This is a genomic window from Salinivibrio sp. PR5 (genome assembly GCF_001996085.1).
GTDB lineage: Bacteria > Pseudomonadota > Gammaproteobacteria > Enterobacterales > Vibrionaceae > Salinivibrio > Salinivibrio proteolyticus.
In genome coordinates, this window is record NZ_MUFK01000005.1 from 143,235 (window position 1) to 159,146 (window position 15,912).

The 15,912-nt window shown below is 51.4% G+C and carries 16 protein-coding genes; 9 read left to right on the top strand and 7 right to left on the bottom strand.

All coding sequences use genetic code 11. The features are described from left to right. Positions 1–79 precede the first annotated feature (79 nt). The 3 genes from BZG82_RS03845 (at position 80) to pfkA (ending at position 2,637) form a co-directional block, all read left to right on the top strand. Positions 80–517, top strand: a complete 438-nt coding sequence (locus tag BZG82_RS03845) for a Spy/CpxP family protein refolding chaperone (protein WP_077479526.1) — start codon at positions 80–82, stop codon at positions 515–517. 76 nt (positions 518–593) lie between these two features. Next, complete coding sequence (fieF, locus tag BZG82_RS03850; protein ID WP_077765198.1) at positions 594–1,520, top strand: CDF family cation-efflux transporter FieF; 927 nt, start codon at positions 594–596, stop codon at positions 1,518–1,520. A 154-nt stretch (positions 1,521–1,674) separates the two neighbouring features. Next, the gene (gene pfkA, locus BZG82_RS03855; RefSeq protein ID WP_069590862.1) at positions 1,675–2,637 is read left to right on the top strand and encodes a 6-phosphofructokinase; all 963 of its coding nucleotides are present in this window, start codon (positions 1,675–1,677) and stop codon (positions 2,635–2,637) included. Positions 2,638–2,695: 58 nt separating this feature from the next. Here pfkA and cysE read toward each other — a convergent pair whose 3' ends face one another. From cysE to BZG82_RS03875, 4 genes are all read right to left on the bottom strand, one after another. After that, entirely contained in the window at positions 2,696–3,529 is an 834-nt protein-coding gene (gene cysE / locus BZG82_RS03860) for a serine O-acetyltransferase (protein ID WP_069590864.1), read from the bottom strand. Positions 3,530–3,651: 122 nt separating this feature from the next. After that, positions 3,652–4,671: an NAD(P)H-dependent glycerol-3-phosphate dehydrogenase gene (gene gpsA, locus BZG82_RS03865; protein WP_077455085.1), complete on the bottom strand. Its 1,020-nt coding sequence runs from the start codon at positions 4,669–4,671 to the stop codon at positions 3,652–3,654. Between the two features lie 9 nt (positions 4,672–4,680). After that, a complete protein-coding gene (gene secB / locus BZG82_RS03870; RefSeq protein WP_069590868.1) occupies positions 4,681–5,157 on the bottom strand; it encodes a protein-export chaperone SecB in 477 nt (158 codons plus the stop codon). Between the two features lie 97 nt (positions 5,158–5,254). Continuing rightward, complete coding sequence (locus BZG82_RS03875) at positions 5,255–5,716, bottom strand: rhodanese-like domain-containing protein (RefSeq protein WP_077479530.1); 462 nt, start codon at positions 5,714–5,716, stop codon at positions 5,255–5,257. Positions 5,717–6,178: 462 nt separating this feature from the next. On the opposite strand from BZG82_RS03875, the gene gpmM reads away from it, so the two are divergent. Next, positions 6,179–7,717 carry a 2,3-bisphosphoglycerate-independent phosphoglycerate mutase gene (gpmM, locus tag BZG82_RS03880; protein WP_077678120.1) on the top strand — a complete coding sequence of 513 codons (1,539 nt, stop codon included), beginning with the start codon at positions 6,179–6,181 and terminating at the stop codon, positions 7,715–7,717. A 112-nt stretch (positions 7,718–7,829) separates the two neighbouring features. Then, positions 7,830–8,858: a murein hydrolase activator EnvC family protein gene (locus BZG82_RS03885; protein ID WP_338012744.1), complete on the top strand. Its 1,029-nt coding sequence runs from the start codon at positions 7,830–7,832 to the stop codon at positions 8,856–8,858. A 66-nt stretch (positions 8,859–8,924) separates the two neighbouring features. Here the strand turns inward: BZG82_RS03885 and tdh are convergent, their stop codons facing one another. The 3 genes from tdh to BZG82_RS03900 form a co-directional block, all read right to left on the bottom strand. Beyond that, complete coding sequence (gene tdh / locus BZG82_RS03890; RefSeq protein ID WP_101494759.1) at positions 8,925–9,953, bottom strand: L-threonine 3-dehydrogenase; 1,029 nt, start codon at positions 9,951–9,953, stop codon at positions 8,925–8,927. A 19-nt stretch (positions 9,954–9,972) separates the two neighbouring features. Continuing rightward, the gene (locus tag BZG82_RS03895) at positions 9,973–11,169 is read right to left on the bottom strand and encodes a glycine C-acetyltransferase (RefSeq protein ID WP_069590876.1); all 1,197 of its coding nucleotides are present in this window, start codon (positions 11,167–11,169) and stop codon (positions 9,973–9,975) included. Between the two features lie 190 nt (positions 11,170–11,359). Next, positions 11,360–12,028 (bottom strand): TetR/AcrR family transcriptional regulator, encoded by a 669-nt coding sequence (locus BZG82_RS03900; RefSeq protein WP_069590877.1) that lies wholly within the window; start codon positions 12,026–12,028, stop codon positions 11,360–11,362. Between the two features lie 100 nt (positions 12,029–12,128). Between BZG82_RS03900 and rfaD the strand changes: the two genes are divergently transcribed. Genes rfaD through BZG82_RS03920 form a run of 4 tightly spaced genes read left to right on the top strand, consistent with a single transcriptional unit; the run spans position 12,129 to position 15,911 of the window. Next, positions 12,129–13,073, top strand: a complete 945-nt coding sequence (rfaD, locus tag BZG82_RS03905; RefSeq protein ID WP_077765199.1) for an ADP-glyceromanno-heptose 6-epimerase — start codon at positions 12,129–12,131, stop codon at positions 13,071–13,073. A gap of 44 nt (positions 13,074–13,117) precedes the next feature. Beyond that, positions 13,118–14,098, top strand: coding sequence for a lipid A biosynthesis (KDO)2-(lauroyl)-lipid IVA acyltransferase (locus BZG82_RS03910; protein WP_077479534.1), 981 nt, complete (start codon positions 13,118–13,120; stop codon positions 14,096–14,098). Beyond that, complete coding sequence (gene waaF / locus BZG82_RS03915; protein WP_077765200.1) at positions 14,095–15,135, top strand: lipopolysaccharide heptosyltransferase II; 1,041 nt, start codon at positions 14,095–14,097, stop codon at positions 15,133–15,135. The genes BZG82_RS03910 and waaF overlap by 4 nt, the downstream gene beginning before the upstream one ends. After that, a complete protein-coding gene (locus BZG82_RS03920; RefSeq protein WP_077479536.1) occupies positions 15,132–15,911 on the top strand; it encodes a glycosyltransferase family 2 protein in 780 nt (259 codons plus the stop codon). The genes waaF and BZG82_RS03920 overlap by 4 nt, the downstream gene beginning before the upstream one ends. Position 15,912 lies beyond the last annotated feature (1 nt).

The following is a 15,912-nucleotide window of genomic DNA, read 5'->3' on the forward strand; positions in this document are numbered from 1 at the left end:
CATCTTTACACCGAATAACGTGACTTTACATCCCAGCCCGTAAGCTAAACAGGTAACCACTCACCACCGGAGAAAAATCATGAAACGTTTCACTATCGGCCTAGCAATAGCCGCCATTGCCCTGCCCACCCTCGCCGCTCCCCACTTTGGCGATGGTATGGACCGCGGTATGTGGCGTGATCTGAACTTAACCGAGGCTCAACAGAATCAACTCCAAGCACTGCGTGATGAGTATCGCACTCAACGTCAGCAGGCACGCGGCGACTTTCAAGCAAAGATGAAAACCTTATTGACCCAAGAGACCTTTAATGAGCAGGCGGTGCGCGATTTATTGTCGGCTCATCCACAGCCGAATATTGAACGCCGCGTGGCCCATGCGCGTCATCAACACGCGATGATGCAGGTGCTCACCCCGGAGCAGCAAACCGCGTTCTTTGACGCCATGCATAAAAAGCATGACAAACAAGGCAAAGGGCATCATCGTCATCACGGCAAAAAAGGCGATTGTTCACGTTAAACCTGCGTCGTGTCATACGTTTGCTGTGAATGAGATATATACTGAGGGCAGAATTTATTAACCTTCTGCCCTTGGTATGACACAAAAGTATGCCTTCTGGGTTGAGGCCGCTGCTTGGGCCGCAACCTGCGTCGCCACCCTATTGCTGGTCGCCAAGCTGATTGCTTGGTGGCTGACCGGCTCGGTCAGTGTGCTCGCCTCCTTCGTCGACTCGCTACTCGACTTGCTCGCCTCATTAACCAACTTAGTCGTGGTGCGTTATGCCGTGCAACCGGCTGACAATGAACACAGCTTTGGCCATGGTAAGGCTGAGTCATTAGCCGCCGTAGCCCAATCAACCTTTATTGTCGGTTCGGCCTCGTTTTTGCTGCTCAGTGGGCTTGAACGTTTGTTCAAGCCTGTACCTATTGCAGCCCCTGAACTCGGGGTCGCTGTGAGTGTGGGGGCAACGCTCGTGACTTTGGGGTTGGTGCTGTTTCAAAAGTGGGTAATTCGTAAAACCGCGAGCCCCGCGATTCGCGCCGATGCGCTGCACTATCAGTCAGATTTGCTGATGAATGTGGCGATCATTATTGCATTGGTCCTTAGTTGGTATGGATGGACACAAGCCGACGCCTGGTTCGCGATTGGGATCAGTGGCTTTATTTTGTGGCAAGCAATCAAAATGGCCTACGAGGCAGTCCAGTCGTTACTCGACCGGCAAATTCCGCTTGATGATCAGGAACGCATCGCCGTGCTTTCCAGCTCTGTCGCGGGTGTGCGGGGGATCCACCAGCTGCGTACACGCCAAGCTGGGATGACAACGTTTATCCAACTGCACATTGAGCTGGATGACGAGCTACCCTTAGTAGATGCACATACCATTGCCGATGAAGTGGAAGACCGGTTGCTCATTGCATTTCCCGGCGCGGACATCATGATCCACCAAGATCCCGTGTCCGTGGTGAACAAAGAGCGCACACAATTCTCGTCATCGGCAGTGAACAAAAGCCCACAGGGCTGACATGTATCAACTTTTTAGCGACAGTAATTGTAATACTATTACAGAAGTAGGAAAATTACAGTCTAAGCAACAGTCGTTGCGGGTTCACTGGGGCAAATAGGTTGCCATTACCGCAATCGGCGCGAACTAATTGACCAAAAGTCAGAGGGTAACCATGGTTAGAAAAATTGGTGTTTTGACCAGTGGCGGCGATGCGCCGGGCATGAATGCAGCGATTCGTGGAGTGGTACGTAGCGCACTCACCGAAGGACTCGAAGTTTACGGCATCTATGATGGCTTTCTCGGTTTACACCAAAACCGCATTGAGCGTCTTAACCGCACCAGTGTTTCCGACGTGATTAACCGCGGCGGTACGTTTTTAGGCTCAGCCCGCTTCCCTGAGTTCGCGGACGAGAAAGTACGTGAACAAGCGATCCAAAACCTCAAGATGCACGGTATCGATGCACTGGTGGTAATTGGCGGCGACGGCTCATTCATGGGCGCCAAGAAGCTTACTGAAATGGGCTATCCTTGTATCGGCCTACCCGGCACTATTGACAACGATGTAGCCGGTACTGACTACACCATCGGTTACATGACCGCCTTGAACACCGTTATCGATGCGATTGACCGTCTGCGCGATACCTCATCCTCTCACCAACGTATCTCGATTGTCGAAGTGATGGGCCGCCATTGTGGTGACCTCACCTTGATGGCATCCGTTGCGGGTGGCTGCGAATACATCATTACCCCAGAGACTGGCTTGGATAAAGACAAACTGCTGTCGAAAATCAAAGAAGGGATCTACAAGGGTAAGAAACACGCCATTGTCGCTATCACAGAATTGATGACCGACGTAAACGAACTGGCGAAGTTTATCGAGACCGAAACCGGCCGCGAGACCCGTGCAACCATCTTGGGCCATATCCAGCGTGGCGGCCAACCGGGTGCTTTTGACCGTATTTTGGCATCCCGCATGGGTGCGTATGCCGTCGATCTTCTCCAGCAAGGTGAAGGTGGCCGTTGTGTGGGTATTCAGAACGATAAAATGGTGCATCACGACATCATCGACGCTATTGAAAACATGAAGCGTCCATTCCGCCAAGATTTGTACGAAGTAGCAGAAAAGCTGTTTTAATCTCGTTCAATATGCGAACAAAAACGGAGCCAGTGGCTCCGTTTTTTTATCGGCTAGATTAGATCCCATCACCAGAGATAAAGGTTTTATGCGAGCCGTTGAATTCTTGGTCCATATCCAAAGACGGCATATGCGAGCTGGGTCGGCCCACAATTTTCGCCGGTACACCGGCCACGGTGGTATGGGGCGGAACAGGGTTGAGTACCACAGAGCAGGAACCGATTTTCGCGCCTTCGCCAATATCGATATTGCCCAAAATCTTCGCCCCTGCGCCAATCATCACCCCTGTGCGGACTTTTGGATGGCGATCGCCCCCTTCTTTACCAGTACCGCCCAAGGTCACGTCTTGTAGGATAGAGACATCGTCTTCAATCACCGCGGTTTCGCCGATCACAATGCCAGTGGCATGGTCAAACATAATGCCACGCCCGATACAGGCAGCAGGGTGCACATCAACTTGGCATGTCACCGAGATTTGATTTTGAAGATAGGTGGCGAGCTCCTTACGGCCCTGACGCCATAACCAATTCGCGACGCGAAAGCCTTGCAACGCATGAAAACCTTTTAGGTATAAAAGTGGCGTTGAATATAGCTCCACCGCGGGATCACGCTCTACCGTGGCACAAATATCGCAGGCGGCTGACTCCGTCACGCAAGCATCATTGGCATAGACTTCTTCGATGACCTCTCGCACCGCCATCGACGGCATCGACGGGGTCGATAGCTTGTTCGCCAAAATATAACTTAACGCACTGGCAAGGTTGTCGTGCTTGATAATGGTGGCATGGTAAAAACTCGCCAACATCGGCTCGCGTTCAGCATGCTCGCGCGCTTCCTTTTTCACCGCTTGCCATACGCGGTGTTGCTGGCATTCTTTTCTGGCCTTATTCACTGCCTTCGTCCTTACAAAAATGACCTACAACCAGGACGCATATACGTCCAGTGCCACTGCCAGTGTATAAAAAAAACGCGCGGTTCTCACCCCGCGCGTTTATGTCTGCACTCGCTGGGCGATTATTCCGACTTTTTCTCTCGTGCGAGCAAGTCTTTTGCTGCTTGTTGAGCCGCTTTACCTTGGTAAAGGACTTGATAGATTTGCTCGACAATCGGCATTTCCACACCCGCGCGTTGCGCCAGCGCCCACACTTCTTTGGTATTGCGGTAACCTTCAACCACTTGACCAATCTTATCTTGCGCGTCTTGAACGCCCTCGCCCTGCCCGAGCGCTAAGCCAAAGCGACGATTTCGAGATTGGTTATCGGTACAAGTAAGCACCAAATCACCGAGTCCAGCCATGCCCATAAAGGTATCGCGTGACGCACCGAGCGCCTCGCCCAAGCGTGTCATTTCAGCAAGCCCTCGGGTGATCAGTGCGGTGCGCGCGTTGGCGCCAAAGCCAATCCCATCGGAGATCCCTGCGCCAATCGCAATCACATTCTTCACCGCACCGCCAAGCTGCATGCCGATGAAGTCGTGGTTACCATAAACGCGAAAGCTGTGCTGACAGTGAATGGTGTCTTGTAACTCACTCACAAATGTCGCATCCGGAGAGGCCACAGAAATCGCGGTAGGCAAGCCTGCCGCCAGCTCTTTGGCGAAGGTGGGACCCGACAAGACCGCAAGCGGGATGTTGTCGCCCAGTTGCTCCCGAGCCACCTCTTGTAAAAGGCGTCCGGTTTCTGGCTCAAGCCCTTTGGTAGCCCAACACACGCGAGAATCAGCACGTAGGTAAGGCTTCACCTTACCCAGCACATCACCAAAGACGTGGCTGGGTACCACAACTAACAAATCGCGGCTGGCATTCACTGCCACCGCTAAGTCAGCACACAAGATCAATGAGTCCGGAAACGCGATGTCAGGCAAAAACGCCTGATTGGCACGATCCGTTTCAAGCTGCGCGATATGCAGGGGATCATGGCCCCACAACACGACATTGGCACCGTTTCTGGCAAGTGAAATCGCCAGTGCTGTGCCGTAAGAGCCTGCGCCTAGTACGGTGATTGCAGCGTCTTGTGTCGGTGCCAACGTGGTCATGGCCAATCCTTACGCTTGCGCGTCTTCGGTTTTTTGCTCGTCAGCTTGCTGTTGCAAGTAGTTCATGAACAGCGCATCAAAGTTAACAGGCGCTAGGTTCAGTTGCGGGAAGGTGCCTTTGACGACCAAGCTTGAAATGGTTTCACGGGCATACGGGAAAAGAATGTTCGGGCAGAATGCACCCAAGCAGTGTGCCAATTGTGGCGCTTCCATGCCAGTCACTGAGAAAATACCGCCTTGCTGCACTTCACAAAGGAAGGCATTGCTGTCTTGGTTTTTCACTGTCACCGTGAGGCGCAGAACCACTTCATAAATGCCTTCGCCTAGCTCACGGCTTTGCGTATCGAGATCCAAGTTAACGTCTGGCGCCCAATCTTGTTGGAACACTTCCGGCGAGTTTGGCGCTTCGAAAGACACATCTTTCAAAAACACGCGTTGGATTGCAAAGTTTTGCTCGGCTTGTTGATTGGTTTCTGCTTCAGCCATGATGGTTAATCCTTACTTTAAATTGGCTCAATGTGCCCAGCACATTAAAAAAAGCGAGCCGCCGCGTCATGCGACCGCTCGATATTTGAGTTGATGATCACTTTTTCTTCTTAGTTTTGCCCTTGCTGCTTTTGGCGCGAACCAGTGGCATATTGGCATCATTCCAAGAGGTGAGACCATCTTTCAGTACATACACAGTGTCAAACCCAGCTTTGACTAGCTGGTTTGCGCTTTCTGCCGCCGTTTGACCTGTTTTACATACCACAATGATGGGGTCATTTTTGTGCTTTTCAAGCTCACCCAGTGAGTTCGATTTGATTTCACTCGGCAAGAGGTTGATCGCACCGGTGATGTGGCCAGCACGGTACTCATCACGACTGCGGATATCGACAAACACACCGTTTTCACGGTTGGTGATGATCGCCGCTTGGTTCGGCGCAACCACTTTGTATGCCGCGGTTTTCTGCTTAATTAAGGACATCAGCAGTGCTGCGGCCAAACCTACCCAAACCAAAGTGAGGAGCATGTTGTTGGAGACGAAATCGATATATTCCTGCATAATCTTTGCTCTATACTGCTTGCTGACTCGCGTCGCGAGAATCCATCAAGGGGTGAAAAATGGTGTCGAGTATAACTTGCTCGCCATGGTTTTACAGCCTGTCCGCGCAAATCCGCGCGCTCGCTCACTTGCCAGATGACTAGCACGGTTTTCCCCATCCGCTCAATAACTTGAAAAGAAAGAAGGTTTCACCAATAGCAGAAATCGAGCAAAGCCATTCGCAAGCCGGCTGGATCTTCGCCATAATGAGGGGACTCAAGGGGTATTGGCAAGCCTAATGGTCAACTTGTCAGCAGGGATAATTGATCTTAGCCTACATATCGCGGCGTAAAATGTAGTAAAATTACGCTCATTCAATGACCATTGAGTCATGCTGCTGCTCAGCTCGGGTCGGCATCAAGCCTCAGTGGTTGTCTTATGGCAGCCAATGTCAGTCTTTAGCTTGAATTGAGAGGACGTAATATGTCTGCAAAAAAACCACTCGCACTGGTGATTCTCGATGGTTGGGGTTATCGCGATCCACAAAGCGATAATGCGATCACCAACGCCAACACCCCGGTACTCGATAGCCTGATGGCCGCTAACAGCACCTTGATCTCTGCATCAGGTTTCGATGTGGGCCTGCCGGACGGGCAAATGGGTAACTCAGAAGTGGGACACGTGAACATTGGTGCTGGCCGCGTGGTTTACCAAGACTTGACTCGGATCACCAAAGCCATTGCAGATGGTGAATTTAACCAAACGCCAGCGCTGACTGCTGCGGTTGATAAAGCGGTAGACAAAGGTAAAGCGGTTCACATTATGGGTCTGATGTCGCCAGGCGGTGTACACAGTCATGAAGACCATATTGCGGCTATGGTTGAGCTTGCCGCTGAACGCGGTGCCGACCAAATCTACCTGCACTGCTTCCTCGACGGGCGTGATACGCCACCACGCAGCGCCAAAGCATCACTTGAGCGTTTTGATGCCCTATTTGCCAAACTCGGTAAAGGCCGTATTGCGTCTTTGGTGGGCCGTTACTACGCGATGGACCGTGACAACAACTGGGACCGTGTTGAGCGCGCGTATGACCTGCTTACCCAAGCCCACGGCGAGTTCGCTGCCACCAGCGCGGTTGAGGGCCTAGAGGCTGCGTACGCCCGTGAAGAAAACGATGAGTTTGTCGCGCCGACCGAAATTTATCGCGACGGTGATAATAAAGCGACCATCAACGACGGCGATGCAGTGATCTTCATGAACTTCCGTGCCGACCGTGCGCGTCAAATGACCCGCGCCTTTATGCCGGATTTCGATGGCTTTACGCGTAAAAAATACGCCGAGCTGTCTGACTTTGTGATGCTGACAGAATATGCGGCCGACATCGATACCACGGTCGCCTTCCCACCAGAGAGCTTGTCTAACACCTTGGGTGAGTGGCTCTCGAAAAACGGCAAAACCCAGCTGCGTATCTCAGAAACTGAGAAGTACGCTCACGTGACTTTCTTCTTTAACGGCGGTATCGAGACCGTGTTTGAAGGCGAAGAGCGTGCGTTGGTTGCCTCACCAAAAGTAGCAACCTACGATCTGCAGCCTGAAATGAGCTCAGAAGAGTTGACTGACAAGCTCGTTGCGGCCATCAAGTCTGGCAAGTTCGACATGATCATCTGTAACTACCCGAACGGCGACATGGTCGGCCACACTGGCGTGTACGATGCTGCGGTGAAGGCATGTGAAGCGGTAGACCATTGCATTGGTCGCGTGCTTGAAGCGATTAAAGAAGTGGACGGCCAGATGCTGATCACCGCCGATCACGGTAACGCCGAGATGATGGTGGATCCAAACACTGGTGGCGCTTACACCGCGCACACCAATTTGCCAGTGCCACTGATGTATGTGGGCAGCAAAGACATCACGTTGAAAGAAGGCGGTAAGCTGTCTGATCTGGCCCCAACCATGCTGGCCTTGGCCGGTATGGAGATTCCAGAAGAGATGACTGGCAAGCCGGTGTTCGATCTGAAATAATCCTCTCATGCGGGAGAAACGAACACGCTTTTTTACAGCCCTCCGCGCCAGTGCCTTGTGCACTGGCGTTTTTCTGTGCCTGCTCACTTTTTCAACGAGCGCCAATTCCCAGTTGGAAGGGGTCAGTGATGAAATCGCTCGCCAACAATCGCAATTGGCCGCACACAACAAAAAACTGAATCACCTGCAACGCGATTTAAAAGCGCAAGCCACGCGTATTGAAACGCTATCGAAACGGATTCGCTCTGCACAGAGCGCTCTTGGTGATACAGAAGCCGAGATTGAGACACTCACTAAAAAACAGTCCCGCCTCCAACAGGAGATGATTGGCCAGCAAGCCTTACTGGCCGACTTACTGGACGCACAATACCGTCAAGGCCAAAACGATCAGCTCCAGCGACTACTCAGTGGCGATGATATTGCACAATTAGACCGACTCACACGCTATGCCGAAACCTTGGCACAGTCTCGTCAAGCTGCGATTGAGTCCCTCGCCGCGACACGCACCGAATATCAGTTAACCGTGCACCAATTGAAACAACAACGCGATAAGCAGTCTGCTTTAGTCACCGAACTGCAAGAGAAAAAGCGGGATTTGGAAAGCGAGCAAAACGCACAAAGTCAAACGGCGAAAAAAATTCGCGCACAAATTGCCAGTGACAGTGCCTACCTTGCGGAACTCAACGCGAACAAACAACGTTTACAAGAAGAAATCGCCGCGGCGGCACGACGCGCCACCGTGAAGATGGCAGGGATTGCGAATGCCAAAGGCAAGCTTACTTGGCCCGTCAAAGGCAGGTTATTACACCGTTTTGGCGAACGTCAGTCCGGCCAAGTCAGTTGGAACGGTGTGGTGATTGGCGCCAAGCGCGGCACCGAAGTGAAAGCGGCGCATGCGGGTAAAGTGGTGCTATCGAGCTGGTTGCGTGGCTATGGCCTATTGATTGCCGTAGACCACGGTAAAGGTGACATGACCTTGTATGGTTATAACCAAGCCTTGCTAAAAGATGTAGGCGATACCGTGACCGCCGGTGAGCCTATCGCCTTGGTCGGCGACAGCGGTGGCCAATCCACCCCTTCCTTGTATTTCGAAATTCGCCGCAAAGGCAACACCACCAATCCACTCCCTTGGCTGGATTAAAAACGCCCACCAAATAGGTGGGCGTGCGGGTGTTTTGCGTACATCAGCGCTGCTACACCAGAGGCATTAACGCTGCCAATCGAGGATCACCTTGCCAGATTGCCCTGAACACATCACATCAAAGCCTTGTTGGAAGTCATCCACGCTGTAGTGATGGGTGATGATCGGGGTTAAATCCAAGCCAGATTGAATTAACGATGCCATCTTGTACCAGGTTTCGAACATCTCGCGGCCGTAGATACCTTTGATCACGAGCCCTTTAAAGATCACCTGATTCCAATCAATGCCCATATCACTCGGTGGGATGCCAAGAAGCGCAATCTTGCCACCGTGGTTCATGGCTGCCAGCATGCTATTAAACGCCGCCGGCACCCCAGACATTTCGAGGCCAACATCAAAGCCTTCCGTCATGCCAAGCTCTGCCATTACCGACTCCAGAGATGACTCAGCCACATTGACCGCACGTGTAACACCCATCTTACGAGCAAGCTCGAGGCGATATTCATTCACATCGGTGATCACCACATGACGCGCCCCAACATGACGCGCCACCGCAGCGGCCATGATGCCAATCGGCCCTGCGCCGGTGATCAACACGTCTTCGCCCACCAAATCAAAGGACAGCGCCGTATGCACGGCATTGCCGAATGGGTCGAAAATCGAGGCTAAATCATCGGAGATCTCATCGGGGATTTTGAACGCGTTAAACGCTGGGATCACCAGATACTCCGCGAAGGCACCTTCACGGTTAACGCCTACACCAACGGTGTTGCGGCACAGGTGAGTACGACCGCCGCGACAGTTGCGGCAGTGTCCACAAGTGATATGCCCTTCACCCGATACGCGGTCACCCAATGAGAAGCCGCGTACCTCCTGACCAATGCCGACTACTTCACCGACATATTCATGGCCAACCACCATAGGCACCGGAATGGTCTTTTGCGACCACTCATCCCATTTGTAAATGTGCACGTCGGTGCCACAGATGGCCGTTTTTCGAATCTTTATCAGTAGATCGTTGTGCCCCAGCTCGGGAAGCTCGGTCTCCGTCATCCAAATGCCGGGCTCCGCTTTGAGTTTCGCCAACGCTTTCATGGTTGTTTGTGTCATGACATTACCCAATCAGTTGCATCTCTTTGCCTACTTTAATGAAGGCATCAATGGCTCGGTCCAATTGCTCACGCGTATGCGCGGCTGACATCTGGGTGCGGATACGTGCTTGACCTTTCGGTACCACTGGGTAGGAGAAGCCCACCACATAGACGCCCTCTTCCATCATGCGCTCGGCAAACTCACTGGCGACTTTGGCATCGCCAAGCATCACAGGAATAATGGCGTGATCGGCCCCTGCTAGCGTAAAGCCAGCTTCCGTCATGCGTGCACGGAAGTGCTTGCTGTTGTCCCAAAGCTGCTCACGCAAGTGGTCACTCTCGGCTAGCATATCCAGTACACGGATAGAGGCAGACACAATCGCAGGTGCCAGAGAGTTGGAGAAGAGATAAGGGCGCGAACGCTGACGCAGCCAATCAATCACCTCTTTTTTGCCTGACGTGTAGCCCCCTGACGCGCCGCCCATCGCTTTACCCAAGGTGCCGGTGATGATGTCGACACGATCCATCACTTGATGGTATTCGTGCGTCCCTCGGCCATGCTCGCCCATAAAGCCAACTGCGTGGGAATCATCCACCATGACTAGCGCGCCATATTGCTCCGCCAGATCGCACACAGCTGGTAAGTTCGCCACCACGCCGTCCATCGAGAAGACACCATCAGTCACAATCAAGATATTCGCCACACCGGCGGCTTTCGCGGCTTTAAGCTGGGCTTCCAGTTCGTCCATATCGTTGTTGGCATAACGGAATCGCTTCGCTTTACACAAGCGTACGCCATCGATAATTGACGCATGGTTTAGCGCATCAGAAATAATGGCATCGTCAGGGCCGAGAATGGTTTCGAACAAGCCCGCGTTGGCATCAAAGCATGAGGAATACAGGATGGTATCTTCCATCCCGAGAAAGTCAGATAACTTGGCTTCCAGGGTTTTGTGTGCATCTTGCGTCCCACAAATAAACCGTACCGACGCCATACCAAAACCGTGCTCATCCATCCCTGCCTTGGCAGCCTTGACCAACTCAGGATGGTTCGCCAACCCCAAGTAGTTATTGGCGCAAAAGTTCAGTACCTGCTGCTCATGATTGACGGCAACACTGGCCGCTTGTGGCGAGGTAATAAGACGTTCACTTTTGTACAAGCCATCAGCTTTTACTTGCTCAAGCTGGTGACGAATTTGCTGATAGAAGGCAGCCGTCATCGCAATCTCCATGCTGTGATGATTACTTTACGAAGGTCGCTGCCCAACGGTGGCAGCGAATGATGGCGGCTATCATGGCACGTTAAATACCCGGGTGCCAATAAGGGATGTCAGACAGTGATTCATATCGTGTAATCGCTGTCATCTTGTTTGAATATCACGCAGCTAGGCAGGCAAACCGTCGAACTACTCAGTTCAGCGTGTCTAAAGCATGCTTATCTTGGCGAACTAATTGCTTGCGATAGTGGTCTATTAATACACCAATGGCGGCTTGCCCTTGTGCGGTAGTTAAGGGCCTGAGGAGCTCTAGCATTTGCAGCACGCCTTTATAAATCACCCCCGCGTGAATTTGCGTTTGGGGAGCCTGGGCGCTTTGGTAAAAAATCCAGCTCGACGCCACCAACTTCAGGGTTTCGCCAACGGCACTAAGGGCACTTTCATCCAGCGCGAGCCAGCCTGCTTGGCTATAGTGTTGAAGTATGGTCATTAAATTAACTTGCAGCTGTTGCTGGGCGGCCAGGTACTTTTGTTGCAAAGCTTCATCTCGGCGCAGGATGTCGGGCAGGTTGGCGTAAAAAAACCGATACCGCCACATCAGGCTAAACGTCGCGTCTAAATAATGCTGCAACAGGGCTTGGGTATCGTCGCGGGGCTGATGAGGATCAAACGCCAAGGCGAGATCTTGCGCGTATTGGTCGAATATACTGTGTATAATCGCCTCTTTATTGCGAAAGTGATAGTAAAGGTTGCCCGGGCTGATACCGAGGTCAGCCGCAATATGGTTTGTGGTAATATTTGGCTCGCCGTGTTGATTGAACAAAGCCAGTGCAGCATGGATAATTCGATCGCGGGTTTTCATGTATGGTTCTGTCCTCTGCCCGGTTGATGCTAAACCATACTATCACAGACAACAGCGAAGGCGACGGCGTCTGTCGTCAGGCAAAAATTTAGGTAATGATATGATAATTGTGACAGGTGGCGCCGGCATGATCGGCAGCAACTTAGTAAAAGCACTCAACCAGCAAGGCTATCGCGATATTGTGGTGGTCGATAACCTAAAAGACGGCACCAAGTTCGCTAACCTCGTTGATCTCGATATCGCCGACTACATGGATAAAGACGATTTCCTCACCCAAATTATGGCGGGTGATGACTTTGGTCCTATTGAGGCGGTTTTTCACCAAGGCGCCTGCTCTTCCACCACAGAGTGGGATGGTAAGTACATGATGCTCAATAACTATGAGTACTCCAAAGAGCTTCTCCATTATTGTATTGAGCGTGATATTCCATTCTTATACGCCTCGTCAGCAGCTACTTACGGCGGCCGCGACAGCGATTTTATTGAAGCGCCCGACTATGAAGGGGCACTCAATGTCTATGGCTATTCGAAGCAGCAATTCGATAACTATGTCCGTCGCGTATGGGACGATGCGGCAGCCCATGGTGAAACACTGCCACCTATCACCGGCTTTCGCTACTTTAATGTGTATGGCCCACGCGAGCAGCACAAAGGCAGTATGGCCTCAGTGGCCTACCACCTTAACCAACAAATTTTAAACGGTGAAAATCCCAAGCTTTTTGAAGGCAGTGATACCTTCAAACGTGATTTTGTCTATGTCGGTGATGTTTGCGCGATGAACATCTGGTTCTGGCAGCAGCAAGTCTCTGGGATTTTTAACTGCGGTACCGGCCGTGCTGAGCCATTCAGCGCCGTTGCCAATGCAGTGATCGCATTTCACGGCAAAGGTGAAATCGAAGAAATTCCATTTCCTGCCCACCTGAAAGGCCGTTACCAAGCCTACACGCAAGCCGATCTCACCAAGGTTCGAGAGGCTGGCTACACCGCAACATTTAAAACCGTTGCTGAAGGTGTTGCCGCGTACTTGGCCGAAATTAATCGCTAATAACAATAGTTCGCCCCAGTGAGGCTGGGGCGTGAGAAAGAGCAATGACAAAACAGCGACACGATTACGACGCGCATGCTTACAACCCAGAATTTTCGCGGGCCTATCTGGCGCCAAAATACTGGGGCACATGGCTGATGCTTTTGGTTGCCCTTCCCGTTTGTTTACTCACTCCGGCTAAGGCGAAGTATCGCTTTTCTCGCTGGGTCGCCAACAAACTGGTAGCAAAGAAAAAAGGTACCATTTTGAATGCATGGCTTAACCTCGAAGCCTGCTTTCCTGACAAATCCGCCGAGGCACGTCAGGCGATTTTGGTAGAAACCTTAACCACGGCTGGGGCCTTTTTGCTTAGCTTTCCGCTGATCACCTTGCGAAGCCGCCATTGGTTTCAACACCACTGTGACGTCGCGGGCATGGAGAACATCACTCGCCACACGGATAATGACGAAGCGGTGATCCTGTTTGTGCCCCACACATGGGCCATTGATGCCGCGGCCATTCTGTTTGCTTCTCAAGGACTGCCGGTGGCGGCCTTTTCTAAACGACAAAAGAATCGCCTGCTGGATTGGCTGATGCATCGCCAACGCGTGCAATACGGCGGGAACTGCTACGAGCGTGAGGCCGGTATTAAACCCTTTATTCGCGCAGTTAAACGCGGATTCCTGGGTTACTACTTGCCCGATGAAGATATGCGTGATGAAAGCAGCGAATTCGTGCCGTTTTTTGCCACCACCAAAGCCACCTTGCCAAGCTTGGGCAAGCTAAGCAAAGTGACCCGTTCCCATATTGTCCCGGTATTGTCCGGCTTTAATGCCCAAACAGGGCGATTTAACATCACCGTTTATCCCGCATTCAACGACTTTCCTACCGGTGAAAGTCAGACAGATGCACGCGCTATGAATGCGCAAATCGAGACAATGCTAGAAGGACAGCTAGACCAATATATGTGGATTCTTCAGCTTCTCCGGACCCGAGAAGATGGCCGCAACATTTATCAAGAAGCAAAAAAGAAGGCGGCAGCATGATGAACATACTGGTCATCGGTCCCTCTTGGGTAGGCGATATGGTGATGTCACAATCACTGTATAAAACTATTAAGCAACAGCACCCTAACGCCAAGATTGATGTGATGGCACCAGCGTGGTGTGCCCCAATTTTGGCACGCATGCCAGAGGTCAATCGCAGCATTGAGATGCCGCTCGGCCATGGCGAATTTGCGCTCGGTAAACGTCGCCAATTGGGTAAAGCACTCGCAAAGCACCACTATGATCACGCCTATGTGTTGCCTAATTCGGCCAAATCGGCACTGATCCCTTGGTTTGCCAATATTCCAGTGCGCACCGGCTGGAAAGGTGAAATGCGGTATGGCTTGCTGAATGACTTACGCCCCAACAAGAAAGCCTTTCAGTACATGGTTGAGCGCTATGTCGCATTGGCTCACCCTCGTGCTGAGATGCAAAGCTCAGCCTCACTCGGCGGTCTTGAAGGCCTGCCAAAACCTGAGTTAACCATTGACCCTGACGCACAAGCGGCCGTGGTCAAAAAACTGGGGCTAAATCAAGATAAGCCCGTGCTTGGTTTATGCCCAGGGGCCGAATTTGGCCCAGCGAAAAAGTGGCCCGAACGCCACTATGCCGCGGTCGCACAAGCGATGATTGCACAAGGCTACCAAGTATGGCTATTCGGCTCGGCAAAAGACGTTGAAACTTGTGAAAACATTGCCGCACTGTCTGGCCTGCAAGATGACATGTATGTGTTAGCGGGAAAAACCAGCCTGATTGAAGCCGTTGACTTACTCGGCGCCTGCCAAACTGTGGTCAGCAACGACTCGGGCTTAATGCATATCGCTGCCGCGGTAAATTGTCATGTGATTGCAGTATACGGCTCCACATCCCCGGAATATACGCCCCCATTAACCCATAAGGTCGATATTATTCACACCGATATCGACTGTCGCCCATGCTTTAAACGCGAATGTCCGTTAGGGCATTTAAAATGTTTAAACGAGTTGGACCCACGCCAGGTAATTGATCTAGTGGCAAGGACAGGGAAGCCATCATGACCAAAACAACTAATACTCTTGCCGTCGCACTGATTGTAAAAAACGAGGCACACAATCTCGAGCCGTGTCTACAGTCCGTAGAGGGATGGGTCGATGAGATCATCATTCTTGATTCTGGCAGCACCGATCAGACGCTCGATATTGCCAAACAATATACAGACAAAGTTTATATTGAATCAGATTGGCAAGGTTTTGGTAAGCAGCGACAGCGCGCACAAGCATATGTGGAAAGTGATTTTGTCTTGTGGCTAGATGCTGATGAACAAGTCACACCTGAATTAAAAGAAAGCATCTTAAGTGCCATTAATAGCCAACAAACGAACACAGTTTATTATGTGAACCGACTATCCCGTGCATTTGGCAAGGAAATAAAACACTCTGGTTGGCACCCTGATTGGATCTGTCGTCTCTATAAAACATCTGAGGCTCAGTATTCTGACTCGCTAGTCCATGAACATGTTTTAGTACCCAGTACACATCAAAAAGTCTATTTAGATGGTGTATTAAAGCATAATACATTTCATTATCTTCATGAGTACACCGCGAAGACCAACCAGTACATAAAGCTTTGGAGTGATCAGAGGGAGGGTAAAAAGTCGTCGAGTGTATTAAAAGCTATTAGCCATGCACTATTTCGATTCATAAAAATGTATATATTAAAAAAAGGCTTTTTAGATGGTCGACATGGGCTTGTCCTCGCACTACTCAGTGCTAATGTCGTCTTCACACGCTATGCCGATTTGTGGTTGAGAGACTATGTTAAGAGGCAATCTTGAT